Genomic DNA, 22,812 nt, shown 5'->3' on the forward strand with positions numbered 1-22,812 from the left:
GTGTCTGCCGGCAGCCAGGCTGCCGGCTGGGCGAGATTAGTTCGCGCTGATATCGACGTCCTTGGTCTCCGGCAGGAAGAAGAAGCCGACGACCACGGTGATTGCCGCGAAGATGATCGGGTACCACAAGCCGGCATAGATATCGCCGGTCGAGGCCACGATGGCGAAGGCGGTCGCCGGGAGAAGTCCGCCGAACCAACCGTTGCCGATGTGGTAGGGCAGCGACATCGAGGTGTAGCGGATCTTGGTCGGGAACAGTTCGACCAGCATTGCCGCGATCGGCCCGTAGACCATGGTCACGAACAGCACCAGGACGAACAGCAGTCCGATCACCGCCGCGACCTGCGGACGGAAGATATCGAACGGATGCGCCATCTTCACGATCTGCGCGTCGCCCGCCTTGGGATAGCCCGCCGCCTGAACCGCTGCGAGAACCTGCGGGTTCGACGCTGCAGCCGCGGTGTAGGGCACGTCCTTGCCGTTGACGACGACCTTCACGCCCGAGCCCGCTGCACCGTAGGCGGTCGAGTACTTGACCGACGACTGGGCCAGATAGGCGCGGGCCGTATCGCAAGGCGTGGAGAACACGCGGGTGCCGACCGGGTTGAACAGATCGCCGCAAAGCGCGGGATCTGAAACGACTTCCACCTTCACGGTCTCGATCGCCTTTTCCAGCGTCGGGTTGGCGTTGGTGGTGATCATCCGGAAGATCGGGAAGAAGGTCAGCGCTGCGATCAGGCAGCCTGCCAGAATGATCGGCTTGCGGCCGATCTTGTCGGACAGGGCGCCCCAGAACACGAAGAAGCCGGTGCCGAGCAGCAGCGACCACGCGATCAGGAGATTCGCGGTGTAACCGTCGACCTTGAGGATCGATTGCATGAAGAACAGCGCGTAGAACTGGCCAGTGTACCAGACCACGCCCTGGCCCATCACGCCGCCGAACAGTGCGATCAGCACGATCTTGGCGTTGCTCCAGTTGCCGAAGGCTTCGGTGAGCGGAGCCTTGGAGCCCTTGCCCTCGTCCTTCATCTTCTGGAACACGGGCGATTCATTCAGGCGCAGACGGATCCAGACCGAGATGCCGAGCAGAACCACCGAGACCAGGAACGGAATTCTCCAGCCCCAGGCGGCGAATTCAGGCTCGCCTAGCGCCGACCGCGTGAACAGGATCACGAGCAGCGACAGGAACAGGCCGAGCGTGGCCGTGGTCTGAATGAACGACGTGTAGTAGCCGCGCTTGCCGGCCGGCGAGTGCTCCGCCACGTAGGTCGCCGCACCGCCATACTCGCCGCCGAGCGCAAGGCCCTGCAGCAGGCGCAGGCCGATCAGGATGATCGGAGCCGCGATGCCGATGGTCGCTGCGTTAGGCAGGATGCCGACGATGAAGGTCGACAGGCCCATGATGAGGATGGTGACGAGGAACGTATACTTGCGGCCGACGATGTCGCCGACGCGTCCGAACACGATGGCGCCAAACGGACGAACGATGAAGCCCGCGGCGAAGGCCAGCAGCGCGAAGATGTCGCGCGTGGCCTGATTGAACATCGGCAGCTTGGTGGCGGGATCGATCACGCCGAAGAACTGCGCGCCGATGATGCCGGCCAGCGAGCCGAACAGGTAGAAGTCATACCATTCGAAAACAGTGCCGAGCGATGACGCGAAGATGACGAAGCGTTCGTCCTTCGTCATCCCTTGGGCTTTCGCCGATGTAGCTGCGATGGTGGACATGTTTGAATCGCTCCCCAAATCCGTTGCAAAATTTATTGTGGCTTCTCGCTCGCTGCGCCGAACTTCTGTCGGCTCATTGCAGAGAACTTCGATGCAAAAGGTAGCATTGCGGGGAAATGCGACCCAATACGACTTTAGGCCGTGCGCAAGGGGGCTGTGCGCAGACGTCGCAGTGGCGAAAACGTCCTTCTGGCCGTGAGCGTGCATATGAAATATTGCGCCGCACAATGGCCCGCGTTCACCAATTTACCGCGTGGCAGCATTGGACGCTTGCAAGACGTTGTCGCGCGGGGGACACTTGTGGCGAAATGCGCTTTTGCGCGTCGTCTCAACGCGGTCGCTGGTTCGCCGCAAGATTTTTGCATGGATTTTGATGACCGTTATCGCTCCCTCGCGCCTCATTATTGCCGACGATCATCCGTTGTTCCGCGGTGCATTGCGGCAGGCGGTCAGCAGTGTGCTGCCGACGACCACGGTTGATGAAGCCGGTACGTTCGAGGATCTGACCAAACTGCTGGAACAGGATTCCGACGTCGATCTGATCCTGCTCGATCTGTCGATGCCCGGGATCAGCGGATTCTCGGGACTGATTTACCTCCGAGCACAGTATCCCGCGATTCCGGTGGTTATCGTCTCCGCCAGCGATGACGTCGGTACGATCCGCCAATCGCTGGACTTTGGCGCGTCAGGCTTCATTCCAAAGCGCTTCGGCGTCGATACGCTGCGCGACGCCATCGTGCGCGTGATGGATGGCGACGTCTGGGTTCCACCGGACGTCGACATGTCCGCAGCGGCCGATCCGGAAATGAGCAAACTGCGCGATCGGCTGGTGACGCTGACGCCGCAGCAGGTCCGCGTGCTGATGATGCTGTCGCAAGGACTGCTCAACAAGCAGATCGCCTATGAGCTCGGCGTGTCCGAGGCGACCATCAAGGCGCATGTCTCGGCGATCCTGCAGAAGCTCGGCGTCGAGAGCCGCACCCAGGCGGTGATCGCCGCGGCAAAAATAGCCGGCGGCCAGTGGCGCCAGGGCGAACAGACGCCGCAGCAGTAGCGACATCGCTCCGGCCTCATGGTGAGGAGGCGCACTTGCGCCGTCTCGAACCATGAAATGCTAAGACACCATCCTTCGAGACGCGACGAAGATGTCGCTCCTCAGGATGAGGGCAGAGCCCTATTCCGCCGCGATCATCTGCTGCGTGCGCCACTGCCCAAGCAGTGCGCGCAGCGACGCCGGCTTCACCGGTTTGTTCAGCACCGCGATCTTGTCCTGCCGCGCGGCTGACTGCACATGCGGGCTGCGGTCGGCGGTGATCAGGATGGCCGGAATTTCCTTGCCGAAACGGTTGCGGATTTCCCGGATCGCGGCGACGCCGTTGCCGCGGTCGAGATGATAATCGACCAGCAGGCCCGTGAGGCGGCGGCCCGAGCCCTGGATTTCGGCAATCGCATTCATCGCGGCTTCCGGATCAGGGACTGCGACGACCTCGGCTCCCCAGGCCTGCAGCAGCGTCTTCATGCCATCGAGAATCGCCATGTCGTTCTCGATACAGACAACGAGCGTGCCCGACATCGGTGACTTCGACAGAGGCGTCGCGCTGGTGACCGCGGTGGTGTGATTGATCGCCTTGGCCACCGGCACCGTCACCGAGAAGAACGAGCCGCCGCTGCGATTGGAATCCAGCGCGATGCCGTGATTGAGCACATGGGCGAGGCGCTTGACGATCGACAGACCGAGCCCGAGGCCACGCGCGATCCGCGCGCCCTGTTCGAGCCGGTGAAATTCCTTGAATATCTCGCCGCGCTTGAGAATCGGGATGCCGACGCCGGTGTCGTAGATGCCGATCTGCAAGGCCTTGCCGCGGCGCCGGCAGCCGACCAGCACGCGGCCATGCGGCGTGTATTTGATCGCGTTCGAGATCAGGTTCTGCAGAAGACGCCGCAGCATCAGGCGATCGGATTCCACGGGCAGTGAGCACGGCACGAATGTGAGCTTGACGCCGCGGGCGTGTGCAATCGGTGCATATTCGATCTCGAGCGAGCGCATCAGGTCGCCGATGCGGAAGCTGGAAATCGCAGGGCTCATGGCGCCCGCATCCAGGCGCGAGATGTCGAGCAGCGCTCCGAGGATTTCCTCGATGGCCTCCAGCGAGTCGTCAATATTCTCGACCAGCCGCGCATCCTCGCCGCCGCTCTTTCGTTCGACCAGGCTGGTGACATAGAGCCGTGCGGCATTGAGCGGCTGCAGAATGTCGTGGCTGGCGGCGGCCAGAAAGCGGGTCTTTGAGATATTGGCGTCTTCCGCAGTGCTCTTGGCGAGCGCCAGTTCGGAATTCAGTCGCGTCAGCTCCTCAGTGCGGTCGCGGACGCGTTTTTCCAGCGTGGCATTGGCGCGCTCCAGCGCTTCTGCGGCCTCGAAGCTGGGCGTGACGTCGGAGAAGGTGAGCACGAGCCCGCCATCGGGCATCTTGTTGGTGCGTACCTCGATGACGATCTGGCGGTCCTGAAGACGTTCAAGATACGGCTCGCCTTCAGTCGTGTAGGCAGCCAACCGCGCCTGCGTCAGGGTTTCGTTGTCGCCATAGGGCGATGCGCTCTGGATGCCGATGAATTCCAGAATCTCCCGGAGCGGAATGCCGATCTGCACGATCTGCGGTGGCAGGCCGAGCAGTTCGCCGAACTGCCGGTTTGACACGATTAGCTGCAGGTCGGGGTTGAAGACGGCGATGCCCTGGCGGACGTGATTGAGTGCAGTCTGCAGGATCTCGCGATTGAAATGCAGCGCCGCATGCGAATCGTCGAGCAGCTTCAAGGCAGCTTTGGCCGACACCGTGCGCTTGCGCAGCAGTAGCGACATCACCACGCGGGACGAGGCTGCGCCAATCGATGACGCGATCAGATATTCTGCGTGCTGCAGCAGTTCGAAATCCGCAGGCGCGGCTGGATCGAGATCGACACGGCGACGCGTGGCGAAAGCATCGAAGGATTCGCGCGCGCGGTCCGGGCCGAGATATTGGGTCACGGTGCTGAGAATGTCCTGCACCGTCACCGTGGTCCGCCAGCGCCGGAATGCCGGTGTGATCGGCGCCAGTGTGTTCGGCACGAAGACGTCAGCCTGCAGCCGTTCGATCGACGACGGGGCCCGCATCAGCGACAGCACGATATAGGTCAGGATATTGAGCGACAGACTCCACAGAGTGCCGTGCAGCAGCGGTGGCAATTCAGTGCCGAGCAGGTCCTGCGGCCGCAGCGCCTCGATGCCGAACGGGCCGTGCTGCAGGAACAGCACGCCTGCGGTACTGCCTTCAAGGAAGCTCGGGATGAACAGCGTATAGGCCCAGACGATGAAGCCGACCACCATGCCGCCCATGGCGCCACGGGCGGTCGCGCGCCGCCAGATCAGCCCGCCAAAGAAAGCTGGAGCGAGTTGCGCGATGGCCGCAAATGACAGCAGGCCGATGGCGGCCAGTTGCGTATTGCCGAGTGCGCGGAAATAGAAATAGGCCATCACCATGATGGCGAAGATCGAGAAGCGCCGCGCCTTGAGCAGGAAGTTGCCGAAGTCGGTCTGCTCATTCTGCGTCTGCGGTCCGCGCCGCAAGACCAGTGGCAACACGATATCGTTGGACACCATAATGGCCAGCGCAACGCATTCGACGATCACCATGGCGGTGGCAGCCGACAAACCGCCGATGAACACCGCCATGCTGAGCGCGCTGGAACCGGCTTCGATCGGCAACGCCAGCACATACATGTCGCTGTCGACGGCGCCGAACGGAAAGGTCACGAGGCCCGCCAGGGCGATCGGAATGACGAACAGGTTGATGGCGATCAGATAGGTGGGAAACAGCCAGCGCGCACGGCTCACTTCGGAGTCGCTGGAATTCTCGACGACGCTGACGTGGAACTGCCGCGGCAGCAGCATGATGGCGCAGAACGACAGCAGCACCATCGTGAGGAAATTGCCGAACGACGGCACATAGTTGATGGCGCGCATCGCCTCCGGTGTCTTCATCGCGCGCTCGACCAGTTCCGAGGGGCCGAACATCCAGAATGTCACGAAGGCGCCGGCGATGATGAACACCACCAGCTTGACGATGGATTCGGTAGCCACGGCGAGCATCAAGCCGTGCTGATGCTCGGTCGCATTGGTCTGCCTTGTGCCGAACAGGACGGCGAACATCGCCATGGCCAGCGTCACGACCAGTGCCATGTCGCCGACGATGGGAACGCCGGCAATGGCCTTGTCCTCGCCGAGGATCGTTTCCAACGACGACGCGACGGCTTTCAGCTGCAGCGCAATGTACGGAACCGAACCGATGATGGCGATCACGGCCACGGTGGCGGCGACGGCCTGGCTCTTGCCGTAACGCGCGGCGATGAAGTCGGCGATCGAGGTGATGTTCTGGGTCTTGGCGAGATGGATCACACGCCGCAGCACCGGCGAGAAGAAGGCAAAGAACAGGATCGGGCCAACATAGATCGCGAGGAAATCCACGCTCGTCCGGCTGGCCACGCCGACCGAGCCGAAGAACGTCCATGACGTGCAATAGATCGCCAGCGACAGCGGATAGATGACGGCCTTGGCACGGCCGCTCTGGAACAGCGCGATCCGGTCGCCATAGCTGGCGACGCAAAACAGAAATCCGATGTAGCAGAGGGCGGCAACAATCACGCCCCAGTCGTGCAGCATCGTGCGTGCTCCCTTTGGCGGGCGCAAGCCCGTCCGTCAGGCGAAAATCTAGCCGGTTGCGCCGGTGCAGGCGACAGGGATTTGGCCGGACGCCGGGGAATGCCGGATCGTCGTTAAATCCAGCGCGGGCCGAAAAAGGCGATCAGGATAATGAACAGCCACGCGGTCACGCCGGCAAGCAGAGCGAGGCGGTAATCGAACGTGCCGACCGTGAGATAGCAGATGCCGAGAAAAGCAAGATAGGCCGGAATGGTCTTCGCGCCGGCCATGCAGGCCTCCCGGAAGCCTGCGCTATCGCCCTTTGCGCCGACGATGAGGAGCGCAATGATCGCAAAGGTCGGAAACAACGGCAGAATGCCGGGCAGCGTGTTGCCCCGTTTGGACAACCAGGCAATCAGGGCGGTGAGCAGTCCGCCGAGAATACCTTTCCAGATGATGTCCATGATGGTGACTCGTTTGAGGCGGGCGCCGTTCTCTCCGCGTCATTGCGAGGAGCATAGCGACGAAGCAATCCAGTCTTCGCTTCGGGCCTCTGGATTGCTTCGCTGCGCTCGCAATGACGGCCGTGAGAGGATTACTCCGCTGCCAGCGCCTTGGTGCGCAGTGGCAGGCCGAGTTCATCCCACACCTGCAGCAGCGATTCTGCGAGATGATCGATCAGCACGTCGTCGTGATAGGGCGACGGCGTGATGCGGAGGCGCTCGGCGCCCTTGGCGACCGTCGGGTAGTTGATCGGCTGGATGTAGATGCCGTGATCTTCGAGCAGCAGATCGCAGGCCTTCTTGCAGAGTTCGGCATCGCCAACGAATACCGGCACGATATGGGTGTCGGTGGACATCACCGGAATGCCGGCGGCGGTGAGGATCGCCTTGACCCGCGCAGCGCGATCCTGATGGCGCTCACGCTCCCAGCTGGAGCTCTTCAGGTGCTTGATCGCAGCGGTCGCGGCCGAGCAGATCGCCGGCGGCAGCGCGGTGGTGAAAATAAAGCCCGGCGCATAGGAGCGCACGGCGTCTACGATGTCCTTGTTTGCTGCGATATAGCCCCCGAGGCAGCCATAGGCCTTGGCCAGCGTGCCTTCGAGCACATCGATGCGATGCATCACGCCATCGCGCTCGGCGATGCCGCCGCCGCGTGGGCCATACATGCCGACCGCATGGACTTCATCCACATAGGTCATCGCGCCATAACGTTCAGCGAGATCGCAGATCGCAGCCAGTGGCGCGACGTCGCCGTCCATCGAATACAGGCTCTCGCAGGCGATCAGCTTCGGCCGCGCGGGATCGGCGGCCTTCAGCAGTTCCTCGAGATGCGCGACGTCGTTATGGCGGAACACAACGCGGTCGCAGCCGGCCTGCCGGATGCCTTCGATCATCGAATTGTGGTTGAGCGCGTCGGACAGGATCAGGCAATTCGGCATCAGCCGGGCGAGCGTGGAAATGCCGGTCTGGTTCGAGACATAGCCGGAGGTGAACAGCAGGGCGGCCTGTTTGCCGTGGAGGTCGGCGAGTTCTTCCTCGAGCTGCACGAGCGGATGATGGGTGCCTGCGATATTGCGGGTGCCGCCGGCGCCGGTGCCGACACGGGTCGCGGTCTCGACCATGGCGCCGACCACTTTCGGGTGCTGGCCCATGCCGAGGTAATCGTTGGAGCACCAGATCACGACATTGCGCGGGCCCTGCGGCGTGTGCCAGACCGCATGCGGGAACCGACCGGCAATGCGCTCGAGGTCGGCGAAGACACGATAGCGGCGCTCGTCATGCAAACGATTGAGCGCGTCACTGAAGAACTTGCTGTAATCCATCGCAAAAGACCCAAAAACGAAACCCGAACCCAGCGTCAGGTGCGTTTTAGAGCTTTTCCAGCTTGGCTGTCGAGGCGCAATTGGTCAATTTGACCACGTGCTGCGGCTTTTGATGTGCATCAAGAGCCTGAGGTCGTTCACGAATTTTTGCTGCGCTGCAGGTTACGTCGATTTGAACCGCAGCATGCCATCGGCGCCCATTGCCGAGGTCAGCCGCTTCTGCGCCAGCATGTGATTGACGTGGGCGATCAATTCGCCGGCGGCAAATCCGGTCTGGTGGGCGTCCAGCTTGTGCTTGTGAAACACCACCGGAACCAGTTCGGCCGAGGTCTTGCCGGCATCCTTGCACGCGGCGGCGATCATCTGGCAGCGCTCTTCATGATGATCGGCGAGCTGCTTGATGCGGATCTTGAGGCCGTGAAAGGGCACGCCGTGACCGGGGAGCACGAGCACGTCGTCGGGCAGTGTATCAGCGAGACGTTTCAGTGAATGCAGATAGGAGCCGAGCGAATTCTCGTCGGGCTCATGGGCCCAGACGCTGACATTCGGCGAGATCTTGCTGAGCACCTGATCGGCCGACAGGAACAGTTTGTCGGCCTCGCAATACAGCATCACCTGATCCGGAGAATGGCCGGCGCCGGTGAGCACGCGGAAGGTGCGCGTGCCGATCACGAGATCGTCGCCATCGGACAGTCGGCGATAGGCGGCCGGAAGCGGTACCGTCTTCTTCAGATACTCCTGGCCGCGGCCGAGCAATTGCTCGGTGATATCTGCATCCATGCCGTGGCGATGGAAGAACTGTCGCATATTGACGATGCGCTCTTCGGTGCGGCGGTGCTGGTGATAGACGCCCTGCAGATATTCGACTTGCGACATATAGAACGGGCAGTTGAACCGCTGCACCATCCAGCCGGCCTGGCCGACATGATCGGGATGCGCGTGGGTGACAATCACCTTGCTGATCGGTTTGCCCTTCAGCGGACCTTCGAACAGTTTCGTCCATGCAGCGATGGTGGCGTCGTTGCCGATGCCGGTATCCACCATGGCCCAGCCATCGCCGTCGGCGAGCAGATAGATGTTCACATGGTTGAGACGAAACGGCAGGTCGAGCCGGATCCAGAGAACGCCCGGGGCAATTTCGACCACCTGATCGGTACCGGGATGGTTCTCCCAGGGATAGCGGAGGTCATCGGCTGGCTTTGTGCTGGCGTCTGTTTTCGAATGCATCGGTTCTGTCACAATGTCCTTTTCATCCGGCTTAGCGGGCCAAGGACCCCTGCGCCAGCACAAATTCGGCTGGCGCAGGGCATGGGTTTATGCGCTGGCGCGCATATCGGCCTGTGCTGAAGCGGTAACCGGCAGAGTCGGCGTGCTCTTTCCGCTCACGTCGTCGAGCCGCGAGGTCATGCCGAGCCGGTCCAGCAGGTTGGCATCGCGGTCGGTCTGGGGGTTTTTCGTGGTCAGCAGCACGTCGCCGATGAAGATGGAATTGGCGCCGGCGACAAAGCACAGTGCCTGCAATTCATCGGTCATATATTGCCGCCCGGCGGAAAGCCGCACCACGCTCTTCGGCATCATGATACGCGCCACGGCAATCATGCGGACCAGCGCGATCGGATCCGGGCGTTCGGCGGTGTCGTTGACCGGCACGCCCTTCACTTCGTTCCACATATTGATCGGCACGCTGTCCGGATGATGCGGCAGGTTGGCCAGCAGCATCAGCATGCCCAGGCGATCCTCGACCTGCTCGCCCATGCCGATGATACCGCCGCAGCAGACCTTGAGGCCGGCATGGCGCGCCCGCGCCAATGTCTCGATGCGATCTTCCATCGTACGCGTGGTGATGATCTTGCCGTAGAATTCCGGCGAGGTATCGACATTGTGATTGTAGAAGTCGAGACCGGCGTCCTGCAGGCGCTTGGCCTGATCCTCCGTGAGCATGCCCAGCGTCGCGCAGGTCTCGAGGCCGAGATCCTTCACCGCGCTGACCATGTCGCAGACGCGGTCGAGATCCTTGTCCTTGGGATTGCGCCAGGCCGCGGCCATGCAGAAGCGGCTCGCACCGGCATCCTTTGCGCGCTGCGCCGTGGCAACCACGGCGTCGCGATCCATCAGCTTGGTCGCCTTAACGTCAGTGTTGTAGTGCGCGCTTTGCGAGCAATAACCGCAGTCTTCCGCGCAGCCGCCGGTCTTGATGCTGAGCAGGCTCGCGGTCTCGACGTGATTCGGATCGAAATTGCTGCGGTGGGTGCTCTGCGCTTGAAAAATCAGGTCCGCAAACGGCAAATCATAGAGTGCCTGGGCTTCATGGCGTTGCCAGTCGTGGCGCAGTTCGGTCGATGTCCATGCAGAGGGAGTTGGGGGCATTCACGCAATCCTTACATTCTGCGCAGCCACCGGTCATGGGCTGCTGTGAAAGCAGTCCATGATTTTGAGGGTTGGAGCAATGACGCTGGCCGGGTGCAGCCATGCGCTGGATCGCCGCTCCTATGCCGCGCGGATGCTCGACAGGAACTCGTCGATTTCACCACGAAGGACGTGGGCCTCGCGGCGCAATTCGCCCGAGGCGCCGAGCACGTCGTTGGCAGCCGTGCCGGCCTCCGTCGATGCATCGCTGACGCCGACGATGTTGCTTGACACTTCGCTGGTGCCGCCGGCGGCGTGCTGGATGTTGCGCGCGATCTCGCGTGTTGCTGCACCTTGCTGTTCGACGGCGGTGGCGATGGCAGCACTCACATGATTGATCTCGGCGATGGTCTGCCCGATGTTGCGGATTGCTCCGACCGCGGTGGACGTGACCTGCTGCATCGAGACGATCTGCGTGCGAATCTCGTCGGTGGCCTTTGCGGTCTGATCGGCAAGGCTCTTCACCTCGGAGGCCACCACGGCGAAACCGCGGCCTGCATCGCCCGCGCGTGCCGCCTCGATGGTCGCGTTGAGCGCCAGGAGGTTGGTCTGCGACGCGATAGTCTGGATCAGATCGATCACCACGCTGATGCGATTGGCGTTGTCGGCCAAGCCCTGCATCGTTGCATCGGTTTCGCCGGCCTCGTTGACGGCCTTTGCGGCGATTTCGGTTGACGTGACGACCTGTCGGCTGATCTCGTTGATCGATGACGACAGCTGTTCGGTCCCGGCCGACACCGTCTGGACGTTCACCGAGGTTTCCTCTGCGGCCGACGCGACGGCGCTGACCAGCGCGCTGGAACGATCGGCAGTAGCCGTCATGCTCTGCGCGGTCGATTGCATGGAATCGGCCGAGCTCTGCAGCTTCTCCAAAGCATTGCGCACCTTGCTCTCGAAGTCGACGATGCGGGCTTCGATGCGCGACGTGCGTTCGCCCTTGGCAATGCGGTCCTGATCCTGCTCCGCGCTCAGCGTGCGGGCGTTGATCATGCTGTCGCGGAATACTTCGAGCGTGCCCGCCATCGCCGCGATTTCGTCCTGCTGGCGGCTTCGGGCGATCTCGGTGTCGAGATCTCCGCTGGACAGCCGCTGCATCGCGCGCTGCAATTGCGCGAGGCGGCGCAGAATGCTGCGGCCGACATAGAGCCAGACGAACAATGCCGATCCGATCAGCGTCAGCGCGCCGAGGCCGAGCATCACCTGCGTCGCGAGCGTGATTGTCGTCTGCGCCTGTGTCGTGGCGGCATCGGTTTCGCTGCGCACCTTGTCGACCAGTTGCTTGACGCTCATGCCGAGGCCGACATTGAGCTTGCGCGTCTCGTCGAGAATGAGTTCGCCATATTCGACGGTGTCCATTTCTTTCTGGCGCACCTTGAAGACGCTGTTCTTGCCGTCGCCGATCGCCAGCAGCTGCAAGGCGGCTTCCTTGAGTTCTTTGGTCCCCTTGATGCCGACGAGAGCATCGAGATTGGATTTGACGCGGGTCTGGGCGGCCTTGAAGTTGTCTTCGATCGGAGAGAGCGCTTCGGACGAGCCGGCCGACAGTGCGGCCATCAGATCGGACGAGATCAGGTTGGTGCTGGCGACGACTTCGCCGACCTGCACGATGACGCGCGCGGCTTCGCCCGAATCTTCGGCCGAGAAAACGGTTGCCCGCAGCGTGTCGTTCATCACGTTCTGGGCGTCGGTGGCGGCTGGCTCCGACATCTTGACGAAGTTTGCCGCAGCGGCGCGCAGGGCGTCGTATTGCTTCTGATGCTGGGCGACGGCGTCGAGACGTTCCTGGGTGGCAGCGCCAAGGCTGCGAATCGTGTCTTCGATGTTCTTGACGGTATCGGCCAGGGCGGCGACCACGGCCTTGTCGGCGCCGAGCTTGGCGATGGTGTCGAGCTTCTCAACTGCAATCTTGTGCGTATCCCGCATGCGCTGCGAGCGTTCCTTCAGAACGTCGGGGCTGCTCGATGCCAGCAGCATTGGGCCCTGGCTGGCAAGGCTCTCGCTGGCGGTGGCCAGTTGAAGGCTGGCGGTCAGTTTCGGAATGTCCCGGCCGTTCAGGTCCGTCATCATGCCGCCGAGCTGACCGAGAATCATGCCGGCACCGGCACTGATCAGGATCGCCATGCCCGCGATAACAGCGAAGGCGGCGAATAGGCTGCCGCGGATGCCCCAACGAGGCCGCGAGAAACGAAACCGTCCGAATTTTCCGATGAACGACGTCAGTGCCATTGATTCCCCCCGCGTCCGCCGTCCTGGTGGCGGATCGCGTGGAGAGTATGTAGGTACCGGGTTAATATTCGGGTAAATCGGCAACCTTTGGCTGTCGCGGGGCTTGCGAGGTTACCAAAGGGTAAAACGAAAAAGGCCGGCGTTTCCGCCGGCCTTTCCGTAGTTAAGAGCCTGAAATCAGGCGCGAAGCTCAGTACTTCGCAACAACCGGGCCACCCCAGTTGAAGCGGTAGTTCAGGCCAGCCTTGACGGTGTGCTCGTCGTTCTTGGACGACAGGCCGACGATGCCAGCCGGCGACGGAGCAGCGAAAGTGGTCTTGCCGAAGTCGTAGTACTGGTACTCAACCTTGCCCGACCAGTTCTGGGTGAACAGGTATTCGAGGCCGGCGCCGACGGTGTAACCGTCATGCTTGGTGCCGCCAGCGAAGGCAACCGGAACGCCACCAGCGGTGGTGACCAGCGATTCGCTGTAGTCGGAGTAAGCGTAGCCGCCCTTCACGTAGAGCAGTGCCGGACCCCAAGTGTAACCGATACGACCGGTAACCGAGCCGAGGCCCTTCTGGTTCAGGTTGTAGGTGACGCCTGGCGTGGTGAGGAAAGCGACGTTGGTGTTGTTCGAACCAACCCAGCTGTACTGACCTTCGATACCAACGACCCAGTTCGGAGCGAACTGGTAGTCAGCGCCGATCTGCAGACCGCCGAGGAAACGGCCATCCGAATTGTCGGAGGTGCCGCCAAAGCCGTTCGAACCATTGAACGCGCCGCCGACGTGACCGCCGATGTAGAAACCGGTCCAGTTGTAGATCGGAGCGGCAACGTAAGCCGGAGCCTTGGTGTAGGGACGAGCAGCGAGGTCAGCGGCCATTGCCGGAACCGAGGCGCCCAGGGCGATCAGGGCAACGGTGCCCATCAGGAAGTTCTTCATTTTCTTCTTCTCCAGAAAACCATTTTAGAGCGAGAGCGCGTTCGCTCCGTCTATGGCGTTGACTTAGACAGCTTTTGCGTAAAATGCTGTCACCCATTCGCCACAGCAATCGACAACCCGACACGATCCGGATTGGCGCAACGGCATGCTTATCGACGCCTTAATAAAAGCTGAAAGATGCCTTAATTTACAGAGGTTTGGCGGACCAGCGTACCTGCTCGCGCTAACCCGCAGCAGTTTGGTTTTGCTCTAGATCGATTTATTGTGATCGGCAAAACCACAGCGCTTTATCCGCATCGCCTGCAACCTCCCGCATCACGTTTTGGAACGTCTCAAAGCGCTGTGCGAATGCCGGCTGCGTGATGACACCGACTGGTCTGTCATGGGAAACAAAAAACGCGCGACCCGTTAGATGTTTGCGTGGTGCCGGTCGGCGCCTCCGTGAATGGAATCGCGTTGCATGCAGGTTGAGCGGATTTTACGTGAATACGGCCACTTCCTTCGGCCGATGAGTGAAGCGCCACGCGACGGTCAGCGGATCCTTGGCCACTCTGCCCAGGGTGGTGCCCAAGGCGGCCACCTCATTTCCTGCTACTGGGAACTGCACCCTCAAGGTCTGATCGGGCCGAACTGGGTGGAGGAGCGCGATAGCGCCATCGGTTATATCGACCGCTATTTCGATGGCTGGATCAGGCCCCGCGAATTCAGGCTGCTTGATTCGGTCGCCATCAACCGGTTGCTCGTCGCTTACATCGACGATGCGCGCGCCGCCGATAACCGCGATGCGCTCAAAATGCTCGAAGCGGGAGACGGCTAGAGCATGATCCCGAAAAGTGGATGCCGGTTTTCGCCGACAAACGAGTTCGTTTGTCGAGAGATCATGCTTTTTAAAGAAAAATGCTCCGGCCGCTTTGAAGACGGGAAATGGCTCAGGCCGGGAGCTTTGCAGCAAACCCGGCCCTGAGTGCCCGTCCGCAGGTCTAGAAAGCCTTGTTGGCTTCCGGACGATGCATATTTTTCGGCACGAAACCCGAGCGTGTGGCCTCGCGCTGGTTGCGCACCCAAACCTCGCGGTTCGGATGCAGGCCGGCGCCGCGGGTGGCGGGCACGGCGCTGGTGCGGGCGCGATGCAGCAAGCGCGTATCAGCCTCGCCGCAGCTCGGATGGATGCCGCCATTGTCCGCAACCACCTTTTCCCATGCCGCCTTGCGCTTGGCATAGATGGCCGGATCCTGCAGCTGCGTGCAGTTGAGTTCGTTGACATTGAGGTCGGCGATGATCTCGTCGCCGTCCTCGATCAGCCCGATGGCACCACCGAGTGCGGCTTCCGGGCCGACATGGCCGATGACCAGACCCACCGAGCCGCCGGAGAAGCGCGCATCGGTCATGAGACCCACGACGATGTTGCGCTCGCGGCATAGGGTGGTGATGCGCGAGGTCGGGTCGAGCATTTCCGGCATGCCGGGCGCACCCACGGGGCCGTCGTAGCGCACGATGACCATGTCGTGGTTCTGGAATTTCTCCGGATGCTGGTCGAGCGCCTGCAGCAGGCCACGCTCGCCTTCGAACACGCGCGCGGTGCCGCGGAACCGATTGTCCTCGAGTCCGCCTTCGACGCCGGCGAGCTTGAGAATGGCGGAGAATTCCGGCGACAGGTTGCCGCCGAGCACGCGCAACCCGCCGGTCGGCTTGTAGGGCTTCGCGACAGTATAGACGACACGGCCGTCGGCCGGCTTGGTCTCGAGGCGTTTGATCTGCTCGGCCAGCGTTTCGCCGGTGCAGGTCAGCACGTCGCCATTGATCAGGCCGGCATCCATCAGCTCGCGCACGATCACCTGCACGCCGCCGACCGCATCGATATCGACCATCGAATATTTGCCATAAGGCCGCGCGTCGGTGAGGACCGGCACGATATATTGCGAAAGGTAGTTGAACTCCGCCGGCGTCATCACTTCTTTCCAGAAGTCCGCAAAGCCTGCGGCGCGCGCGATTTCCGGCGCATGCAGCGTCACATTGGTCGAACCGCCGATCGCCAGCGACACGATCATCGCGTTGCGGATCGAGTCGCGGCTGACGATGTCGCGCGGCTTGATGCCCTTGGCGATCATGTTGGCGAGATAGCTAACCAGCTGCTCCGGGAATTCCTTGACGCGGCGCGGATCGTCCGACGGCGGCGCCACCATGTGCAGCGGCTGCATGCCGACCACGCCGATGAAGGTCTGCATGGTGTTGTAGGTGAAGATGCCGCCGCAAGAGCCATAGCCCGGGCAGGCATGGCAGGCGATGCGGTGGCGATATTCGGCGTCGGGATTGCCGGCGACCTGATAGGCGCTGACGATGTCGAGCTTCTCGCCCGTCTCCGGATCCGTGCCGGGATGGATCGCGCCGTCCGACATGATGATCGACGGCTCGTTATGTTCGAGCAGCGCGGCTAGCGCGCCGACCGGCGGCTTGTCGCAGGCGACCACGGCGATGGTGCCGAGCAGGCCGGTGGCACTCAGATGTTCCGACAGCGCGTCGTTGGTCACTTCGCGGCCGATCAGCGAATAGCGCATTTCGCGCGTGCCGTTGCGGATGCCGTCCGAAGTGGCGATGGTGTATTCCGGTTGCACCAGGCGATAGGGCAACTGGCCTTCGCCGCGACCGATGCGCTTCCTCAGGCTCTCATGGATCGCGTCCACCTTGGACATCACGCCCATATAGCACTGGCTGTCGCCCTTGGTGCCGACCACGCCCACCGACGGCTCATGAATGAGCGTCTCGTCCGTGCCGAGTATGCGCGCAATGCCGATGGTCTGCGCGGAGCGGCCGGGATGGTTGTCGATAGTGACGACGGGCGACTTGGACACGACGAATTCCTTCCTGACGGCGTTCTTGATCTGCGAGGTTTGAATGCACCGCCGCCGGCGCTCGGCATTGGCGCATGTCAGACCCTGCGGTCAGGGCAGGGTCCGTCCACGATCCAATTTAGGATCGGTCTAGCCAGTGCATAACCCCCGAAGATCGCAAACACAATCGGATTGCCCCTCCGCTGGAACAGGGCTGCCTTGTCGCCGTCCGGTGCCGCAAAGCAGCAAAATTCCGGGTGCCATTTATGCGATCAGGCTATTTCTGCATGGTTTTGACAAACCAATGGGGTAATCGCTTCCTGCGCCGCCACCGCGGATCGCGTCGATACGGAGTTCGAGATTGAGCGTTGCCTTCACCAAGGAAGAAAGTGCCGAAACGGCTGCGGAAACCCTGCTGCCCGATCGCCCGATCTCGCCTCATCCGAACCTTGTGACGGAGGCAGGTTTGCAGGCGCTGGAGACGCAGCTCCAGCAGGCCCGCGAGGCCCATGACGCGGCGAGCGCGATCGACGACGTGAACGAACGGCGGCGGCAGGCGGCAATCCCGTTGCGGGACATGCGCTATTTCGCGGCCCGTGTCCGCACGGCCCAGCTCGTTCCAGCCCCGACATCGACCGACACCGTTGCCTTTGGCAGCACGGTGACCTTCTCCCGCAACGACGGACGCGTGCAGACCTATCGGATCGTGGGCGAGGACGAAGCGGATCCCAAGGCCGGTTCGATTTCCTTCGTGTCCCCGGTGGCGAAATCGCTGATGGGCAAGGCTGTCGGTGACGTCGTCGGCACCGGCGCCCAGGAACTCGATATCATATCGATCAAATAGAGGACGCCATCGCGGTGGCGGCTTCGCGTCTGATGTCAGTCGCGAAGCCGATATTCAATCGCAGCGCCGTCACGCCAGCGCGTCAGATTCCCGCGCTGGACTCCAGCCGCTCGTTGAGCTTCTGATCGACGACTTCGACCGTGCGGTCGATATTTGCATTGGTCATGCCGAGCTGATGCGAGATCAACTTCACCAGAAGATCGACCCGCTCGATGAACGGCGCGCCGGCCGCGACCGCGCGGGCGGCCGATGACGGCTTGAGCAGGCTCTCTGCTGCCTTGGCGTATTTGGCGAACGGGACCTGATCCTCGGGATCAGCGCCGAGACGCCGCGCCACGGCATCGACATGCTCGTAGATCGACTGCGACACCTTGAGATCGCCGTGAACGGCCTCGCGGATCGACTGCGGCTCTTCGGGCGTGATGCAGCGATAGTTGCCGGTCAGGAGCATCGACCATTTCGCCAGCGGCACGAACAGCGAGTCGAATACTTTCAGCTTCACCGGTACGTCCTGGCCGTCGAGCTTCACAGCGTCGATGTCGGCTTCGAGTTCGCGCAGCAGCTTGTTGTGAGCCGGATCGGCAAAGGCCGATGCCTTGAAATTCGTCGGCAGGCCGACGTGAAGCACATTCGCCGCTTCTTCCGGCGGCCGGAAGGCCTGCGGATCGGGCGAGCACAGCGTCACCAGTCCCGGGTCGAAGCGTTCCCACACCTGGGCATTGGTATAGGCCTCTTCGAGTTTCATGTCGGCCAGCCCCGGAATGCGCTTGAGATAGGGCAGCGGCGGCATGTTCATGATCGACAGGCAAGGTAGCTTCGCCGCGGCGATCTTGATCATCAGCACGCGGATCGTGTGGTTGGTATATTGCGGCTCCTGCATCGCAAGGCCGACCAGATCGTAGCGCGACAGGTCAACCTGATCCGGCGAGGTCGCATCCAGTTTGCCTGGCAGGTCGCGTGAGAAGATGGCGCGGTGGGTCGCTTCGTCGCGCAGTTTGATGCGCACTTCAGTACCATCGCGATTGATGAGTTCGGCGGTCTTCTTCCGGCACACAAGGGTCACGTTATGACCGGCCATCAAGAGCTTCGTCGCCAGCAACGAGCCGTAGGAAGCTCCGAGAATCAGAATATTCCGCGCCATGGTGTTTCGTCCCTCACGTGATGTGTGCGCCAGATCCGAACGGTCCGGCATTTTTAGTTGGCGCGGACACTACTGCACTGCCGCGCTGCGATCCAGATGGCGTGAGCCGATAGGTGCAGAGCTGGAAGCGATTTGCTTTTCCAATGCGCCAATCTGTCCCGCCTATCGTCGTGGCGAATGAGGGAGCGATCGGGTACCGTCATAAAAAACAACGGAGGGAAACATGTCTGCGATCATCAATCGTCGTCACTTCATTGCTGCCGGGTCAGCAGCCGCCGCTATGCCGTTTGTCGCGCGCGATGCTTCAGCGCAAGCCGCCTGGCCATCGCGGCAGATCCGCATGATTTGTAGCTATCCAGCCGGCGGGCAGACCGATCTGCTCGCGCGCGCCTTCGGTGAATACATATCCAAACAGGTCGGACAGACTGTCGTCATCGAAAACAAGGCCGGCGCATCCGGCGCCATCGGCACGGCGGAAGTCGCGCGCGCCGAGCCAGACGGTCACACGATTCTCTGCTCCATCTCGACCACCTATGTGATGAACCGGGTGATGCTGAAGACGCCCGGCTACGACATGGACAAGGATCTGACGCTGGTCAGTGTCATTCCCGGCGCCGGATTGCCGTTGGTCGCCAGTCCGAAATCCGGCGTCAAGACGCTGGAGGACTTCGTCGCCTTCGCGCGCAAGAACGACAAGGTGAACTTCGGCACCTATAGCGTCGGTTCGGCGCCGCATATGACGATCAACGAACTCAACAAGCAGTATGGCCTCAAGATCGAGCCGATCCATTATCGTGGTGAAGCGCCGATGTGGACGGGACTGGCGGAAGGCTCGATCGATTTTGCGATGGGCAGCTACACGGCGTCACAAAGTGTGCTGCAGAGCGACCGCGGCGTGCCATTCGCAGTGCATTCGAAGAAGGTCGACGCCATCCCCAATGTGAAAACGCTGCCCGAGCAGGGGGCGACGTCGAAGTTCTTCACGGTGAGTGGCTTCACGGGCTGGGCTGTGCCCAAGGCAACGCCGCAGCCGATTGTCGATCGGTTGTCGCAGCTTTGCGTCGCCGCCAACAGCGATCCGAAAGTGAAGGAAGTGCTGAAGACCTTCGTGCTCGAACCGGCGCTCGGCTTCAAGGAGACCAATGCGCTGTATCAGAAGGAGCTGCCGGTCTGGATCGAGGCGGCGCAGGCGCTCGGTCTGCAGCCGGTCTGACCGCCGGCTGGATTGAATTGACGTTCGTCATTGCGAGGAGCGAAGCGACGCGGCAATCCAGTTCTTGTCTTCAAGAACAAAAAGACTGGATTGCTTCGTCGCAAGGGCTCCTCGCAATGACGGCGCTGATATCTAGCCTTTGTCTTTAGATGTTCTACGCTCGCACCGAAAACCGGCTCATCGCACTGAGCGCCTGCACGCGCGGTTCGACATCGCGCATGTAGATCGTCTTGCGCAGGAATTCGATTTCGCTCGCTTCCTTGCTTTCTTCGACATCGATGTACCAGGACTTCGGCCGGCCGTCGGAGCCGTCGCTCCAGCGATAGCCGCGCCGCTTCAGCTCGTCCTTGAGATCGAAGGGCGACTGCTCGGCCCAGACTCGCATCGTTTTCTTCCGGGCGCGTTCCAGAAGAACCGCAAGTGCTGGCGCACCGAGATCGGGCAATTCGAACGCGAGAATCTCCAGCAGCGCATGACAGTCGTCGATCGCCCGGTGCGCCTGATGAAAGAACCCTGCGCCGGCGAGCAGATAGCCGAGGCGCGATCCGTCGAAGCCGTGTTTGCGCCAGTCGACTTCGGTGGCCGAACAGCCCCAGGCCTTGTGCTGGAACACCGGCCAATAGCGCTCGGAAAACTTGCGGTCGAAGCCCGCATTGTGCGCGATGACGATGACGGCGTCGTCGGCGAAAGCGGCGACGGCATCGGGATCGATGCGATGTCCCGCGACGATCTCGTCCGTAATGCCCGTCAGCTCGGTGATCTCCGGCGGGATCGGCCGCGACGGCTCGTTGAATGCGGTGAAGATATCAGCGACGCGCGTAATGCTGCCGTCCGGCAGATAGTCGAACTTGATCATCGCAAGTTCGATGACTTCGTCGCGCACCTGATCGAGACCCGTGGTCTCGACGTCAAGGAGAATGCCGGAGCGGGTCGGCTGGCCGTTGGCCGGCGCGAATTCGGTGCGCGGGATCAGCCGGCGGAGGACGCGGTAGTCGGTCGATCTGGCGAGCGTGTCCGCCATGGCGGCAAGGCTGGGATCGTCCTGCAGGCTAAGATCGTCTTGGAGCATCTGATTCCGGGCAGTTCTTCAGGCGCAGCGTCATTCAGCCATGACTATGGTGTTCGCTGAATCGGGGCAACCTGCCTGCCGGCGATAGACACAGCTGTGTGGCGCTCAGGCTCCAGCTTTGCGTCCGATTATACCTTGCGATCCAGCGAGGCGAGCGCCTCGTTCAGCACGGAACGCAGGCGGTCGGCGTCGGCCGGCCGCACGGCGGAAGGGTCCAGATAGAAATCGAGGCCGGGCATGCGTTCAACGACGATATCGGTTTGCACCGGCCTGTCGTCGATGATGCTGTCCACCGCATAGGGCACGACCTCGCGGCTGATGCCCTTCATGGTGATCGGCGGCAGCGGATGCGAGGTGATGATGTCGCTCACCAGCGCAAATGTTTCATAGGAGATGGCGATGCCGCCGGGTTCTGCGATCGACTGTAGGCGCGCGGCGAGGTTCGCCTCGGCCCCGATGATCGTATAGTCCATGCGGTCGGCGCTGCCGAAATTGCCGACATTGCAATAGCCGGAATTGATGCCGATACGCGCCTTGAACGGCTCCTCGATGCCTTCGGTGCGCCACTTCGCATTCAACTCGATCAGCCTGCGCTGCATCCGCCACGCCATGCGCAGGCAGTCCTGCGCATCCTGACGGTCGCCCTTGGTTTCCGGGTCGCCGAAGAAGATCAGCATCGCATCGCCGATGAACTTGTCGATGGTGCCGCCATATTCGTGGGCGATCGCCGACATCTCCGTGAAATACTCGTTGAGCAGATGCGTGATCAGCTCCGGCTGCAGCCGCTCAGTCGTGGCCGTGAAATTCTGGATGTCGGAGAAGAAGATCGTCAGCTTCTTGCGCTCGGTATGGATGGTGACGTCCTTCTGGCCGCTGAAGATGCTCTTGTAGACCTGGGGTGAGATATAGCGTGAGATCTTCATGGAGAGCGCGGCGAGGAAATCGTTGTTGGCTTCCAGCTCATGGTTCATGCCGGCAATGCGCTGCGACTGGCGGCGTTGCAAAGCCAGGAACGAGACGCCGCTGACGGCGGCCAGCGCAAAATAGGCCAGCAGGAATTTGAACGAGAACAGGTTCGCCGCAATCGGCTGGGTAATGATGACTTCCTGGATGCCGCGGACATCGCCGACCTTCCAGTCCTTCTTCGGGCTTTCCGGATGGCTGTTGTGGCAACTGACGCAGGCCGGGCCCATCAGCACCGGCGCCACGATGCGGACCGTGTCGCTGAACAGCGACGCTTTGGTGTCGATGATCTTCTGTTCGGAATTGTTGCGCAGACTGCGCAGTGATGTCTTTTCGAAATCGTCGAGCTGATGCGGCGCGCGGTTCTGGAACGGATAATCCGACACGAAGCGATAGTTGATATTCTCCTGCTGCGCGCCGATCACCCGGCCGAGTTCGAGGGAAAGCGTCGCCGGAATCGGGATCGCGCCGGGCACGCTTTCATAATTGTGAACCACCTGCGTGGTGCCCTGATGGGCCAGCACGCGCCCGACCACATTGGTTGCGTAATAACCTCGCACGCTCGTGATCACCGAGTTCAGGTCGTTGGCCTGCCGGCGCAGCGCGGCGTCAACCAGATTGGTCAGGTCGAGCCACACCGCAACAGGCAGCAGAAGCAGCAGCGCGGCAACGGCGAGGCCGGGCGCAAATACACGCGAGCGTCGGCGGGGGACATCAGGCTGATCCATGAAGATATGTTCCTGGATTTCTGGCTGTTGAGCGCAATGAGCGTGCAGCGGCGCAGCCGCCTCAGTCTCATAGCGCCGGTATGGTTATAATATCGTGCCTGGGTTGTGCCAATTTTCCGGTAGTGGATGAAATTGCGCCGGATGCCCGCCAATTTTGGCAGACGTGCATGCCGCCTGCGCACCTTGACTTCACGGGTCGCTTGGCCAATCTCGCGGTCAGAAAAACACTTCAAAACCCTTGGGA

General features: G+C 61.7%; 16 protein-coding genes. 4 read left to right on the forward strand and 12 right to left on the reverse strand.

The annotated features are described in order from the left end of the window. Positions 1–36: 36 nt before the first annotated feature. Positions 37–1,689 (reverse strand): MFS transporter, encoded by a 1,653-nt coding sequence (locus tag HP556_RS03580; RefSeq protein ID WP_374725619.1) that lies wholly within the window; start codon positions 1,687–1,689, stop codon positions 37–39. Positions 1,690–2,101: 412 nt separating this feature from the next. Between HP556_RS03580 and HP556_RS03585 the strand changes: the two genes are divergently transcribed. Further along, positions 2,102–2,782 (forward strand): response regulator, encoded by a 681-nt coding sequence (locus HP556_RS03585; RefSeq protein WP_175365937.1) that lies wholly within the window; start codon positions 2,102–2,104, stop codon positions 2,780–2,782. A gap of 120 nt (positions 2,783–2,902) precedes the next feature. On the opposite strand, the gene HP556_RS03590 is transcribed toward HP556_RS03585, so the two are convergent. The 7 genes from HP556_RS03590 to HP556_RS03620 form a co-directional block, all read right to left on the reverse strand. Further along, a complete protein-coding gene (locus HP556_RS03590) occupies positions 2,903–6,421 on the reverse strand; it encodes a PAS domain-containing hybrid sensor histidine kinase/response regulator (RefSeq protein ID WP_093761642.1) in 3,519 nt (1,172 codons plus the stop codon). 113 nt (positions 6,422–6,534) lie between these two features. Further along, positions 6,535–6,864 carry a GlpM family protein gene (locus tag HP556_RS03595; protein WP_068732644.1) on the reverse strand — a complete coding sequence of 110 codons (330 nt, stop codon included), beginning with the start codon at positions 6,862–6,864 and terminating at the stop codon, positions 6,535–6,537. Between the two features lie 131 nt (positions 6,865–6,995). Further along, the gene (gene hemA / locus HP556_RS03600) at positions 6,996–8,225 is read right to left on the reverse strand and encodes a 5-aminolevulinate synthase (protein WP_175365938.1); all 1,230 of its coding nucleotides are present in this window, start codon (positions 8,223–8,225) and stop codon (positions 6,996–6,998) included. 162 nt (positions 8,226–8,387) lie between these two features. After that, on the reverse strand, positions 8,388–9,452 hold the full coding sequence (locus HP556_RS03605) for an MBL fold metallo-hydrolase (RefSeq protein ID WP_175365939.1): 1,065 nt from the start codon (positions 9,450–9,452) through the stop codon (positions 8,388–8,390). 87 nt (positions 9,453–9,539) lie between these two features. Then, positions 9,540–10,592, reverse strand: coding sequence for a biotin synthase BioB (gene bioB / locus HP556_RS03610; RefSeq protein ID WP_175365940.1), 1,053 nt, complete (start codon positions 10,590–10,592; stop codon positions 9,540–9,542). Positions 10,593–10,712: 120 nt separating this feature from the next. Next, positions 10,713–12,857 carry a methyl-accepting chemotaxis protein gene (locus tag HP556_RS03615; RefSeq protein ID WP_175365941.1) on the reverse strand — a complete coding sequence of 715 codons (2,145 nt, stop codon included), beginning with the start codon at positions 12,855–12,857 and terminating at the stop codon, positions 10,713–10,715. 190 nt (positions 12,858–13,047) lie between these two features. Then, positions 13,048–13,782, reverse strand: coding sequence for an outer membrane protein (locus tag HP556_RS03620; protein ID WP_089266850.1), 735 nt, complete (start codon positions 13,780–13,782; stop codon positions 13,048–13,050). Positions 13,783–14,242: 460 nt separating this feature from the next. On the opposite strand from HP556_RS03620, the gene HP556_RS03625 reads away from it, so the two are divergent. Beyond that, entirely contained in the window at positions 14,243–14,599 is a 357-nt protein-coding gene (locus tag HP556_RS03625) for a hypothetical protein (protein ID WP_175365942.1), read from the forward strand. A 163-nt stretch (positions 14,600–14,762) separates the two neighbouring features. Here the strand turns inward: HP556_RS03625 and HP556_RS03630 are convergent, their stop codons facing one another. Next, entirely contained in the window at positions 14,763–16,631 is a 1,869-nt protein-coding gene (locus HP556_RS03630) for a dihydroxy-acid dehydratase domain-containing protein (protein ID WP_175365943.1), read from the reverse strand. A gap of 340 nt (positions 16,632–16,971) precedes the next feature. On the opposite strand from HP556_RS03630, the gene greA reads away from it, so the two are divergent. Then, the gene (gene greA, locus HP556_RS03635; protein ID WP_175365944.1) at positions 16,972–17,454 is read left to right on the forward strand and encodes a transcription elongation factor GreA; all 483 of its coding nucleotides are present in this window, start codon (positions 16,972–16,974) and stop codon (positions 17,452–17,454) included. Positions 17,455–17,536: 82 nt separating this feature from the next. On the opposite strand, the gene HP556_RS03640 is transcribed toward greA, so the two are convergent. Continuing rightward, the gene (locus HP556_RS03640) at positions 17,537–18,595 is read right to left on the reverse strand and encodes a ketopantoate reductase family protein (RefSeq protein WP_175365945.1); all 1,059 of its coding nucleotides are present in this window, start codon (positions 18,593–18,595) and stop codon (positions 17,537–17,539) included. A 223-nt stretch (positions 18,596–18,818) separates the two neighbouring features. Here HP556_RS03640 and HP556_RS03645 point away from each other — a divergent pair, with 223 nt between their 5' ends. Further along, on the forward strand, positions 18,819–19,808 hold the full coding sequence (locus HP556_RS03645) for a Bug family tripartite tricarboxylate transporter substrate binding protein (RefSeq protein ID WP_175365946.1): 990 nt from the start codon (positions 18,819–18,821) through the stop codon (positions 19,806–19,808). Positions 19,809–19,962: 154 nt separating this feature from the next. Here HP556_RS03645 and HP556_RS03650 read toward each other — a convergent pair whose 3' ends face one another. Next, positions 19,963–20,877: a 3'-5' exonuclease gene (locus HP556_RS03650; protein ID WP_175365947.1), complete on the reverse strand. Its 915-nt coding sequence runs from the start codon at positions 20,875–20,877 to the stop codon at positions 19,963–19,965. 128 nt (positions 20,878–21,005) lie between these two features. Next, complete coding sequence (locus HP556_RS03655) at positions 21,006–22,568, reverse strand: adenylate/guanylate cyclase domain-containing protein (RefSeq protein WP_175365948.1); 1,563 nt, start codon at positions 22,566–22,568, stop codon at positions 21,006–21,008. Positions 22,569–22,812: the final 244 nt, after the last annotated feature.

The organism is Tardiphaga robiniae (genome assembly GCF_013359755.1).
Classification (GTDB): domain Bacteria; phylum Pseudomonadota; class Alphaproteobacteria; order Rhizobiales; family Xanthobacteraceae; genus Tardiphaga; species Tardiphaga robiniae.

What these genes read in the sequence shown, in the direction of transcription:
- HP556_RS03580 (WP_374725619.1), bottom strand. Translation starts at nt 1,689, where the DNA reads ATGACGAAGGACGAACGCTTCGTCATCTTCGCGTCATCGCTCGGCACT.
- HP556_RS03585 (WP_175365937.1), top strand. Translation starts at nt 2,102, where the DNA reads ATGACCGTTATCGCTCCCTCGCGCCTCATTATTGCCGACGATCATCCG.
- HP556_RS03590 (WP_093761642.1), bottom strand. Translation starts at nt 6,421, where the DNA reads ATGCTGCACGACTGGGGCGTGATTGTTGCCGCCCTCTGCTACATCGGA.
- HP556_RS03595 (WP_068732644.1), bottom strand. Translation starts at nt 6,864, where the DNA reads ATGGACATCATCTGGAAAGGTATTCTCGGCGGACTGCTCACCGCCCTG.
- hemA (WP_175365938.1), bottom strand. Translation starts at nt 8,225, where the DNA reads ATGGATTACAGCAAGTTCTTCAGTGACGCGCTCAATCGTTTGCATGAC.
- HP556_RS03605 (WP_175365939.1), bottom strand. Translation starts at nt 9,452, where the DNA reads ATGCATTCGAAAACAGACGCCAGCACAAAGCCAGCCGATGACCTCCGC.
- bioB (WP_175365940.1), bottom strand. Translation starts at nt 10,592, where the DNA reads ATGCCCCCAACTCCCTCTGCATGGACATCGACCGAACTGCGCCACGAC.
- HP556_RS03615 (WP_175365941.1), bottom strand. Translation starts at nt 12,857, where the DNA reads ATGGCACTGACGTCGTTCATCGGAAAATTCGGACGGTTTCGTTTCTCG.
- HP556_RS03620 (WP_089266850.1), bottom strand. Translation starts at nt 13,782, where the DNA reads ATGAAGAACTTCCTGATGGGCACCGTTGCCCTGATCGCCCTGGGCGCC.
- HP556_RS03625 (WP_175365942.1), top strand. Translation starts at nt 14,243, where the DNA reads ATGCAGGTTGAGCGGATTTTACGTGAATACGGCCACTTCCTTCGGCCG.
- HP556_RS03640 (WP_175365945.1), bottom strand. Translation starts at nt 18,595, where the DNA reads ATGGCGCGGAATATTCTGATTCTCGGAGCTTCCTACGGCTCGTTGCTG.
- HP556_RS03645 (WP_175365946.1), top strand. Translation starts at nt 18,819, where the DNA reads ATGTCTGCGATCATCAATCGTCGTCACTTCATTGCTGCCGGGTCAGCA.
- HP556_RS03650 (WP_175365947.1), bottom strand. Translation starts at nt 20,877, where the DNA reads ATGCTCCAAGACGATCTTAGCCTGCAGGACGATCCCAGCCTTGCCGCC.
- HP556_RS03655 (WP_175365948.1), bottom strand. Translation starts at nt 22,568, where the DNA reads ATGGATCAGCCTGATGTCCCCCGCCGACGCTCGCGTGTATTTGCGCCC.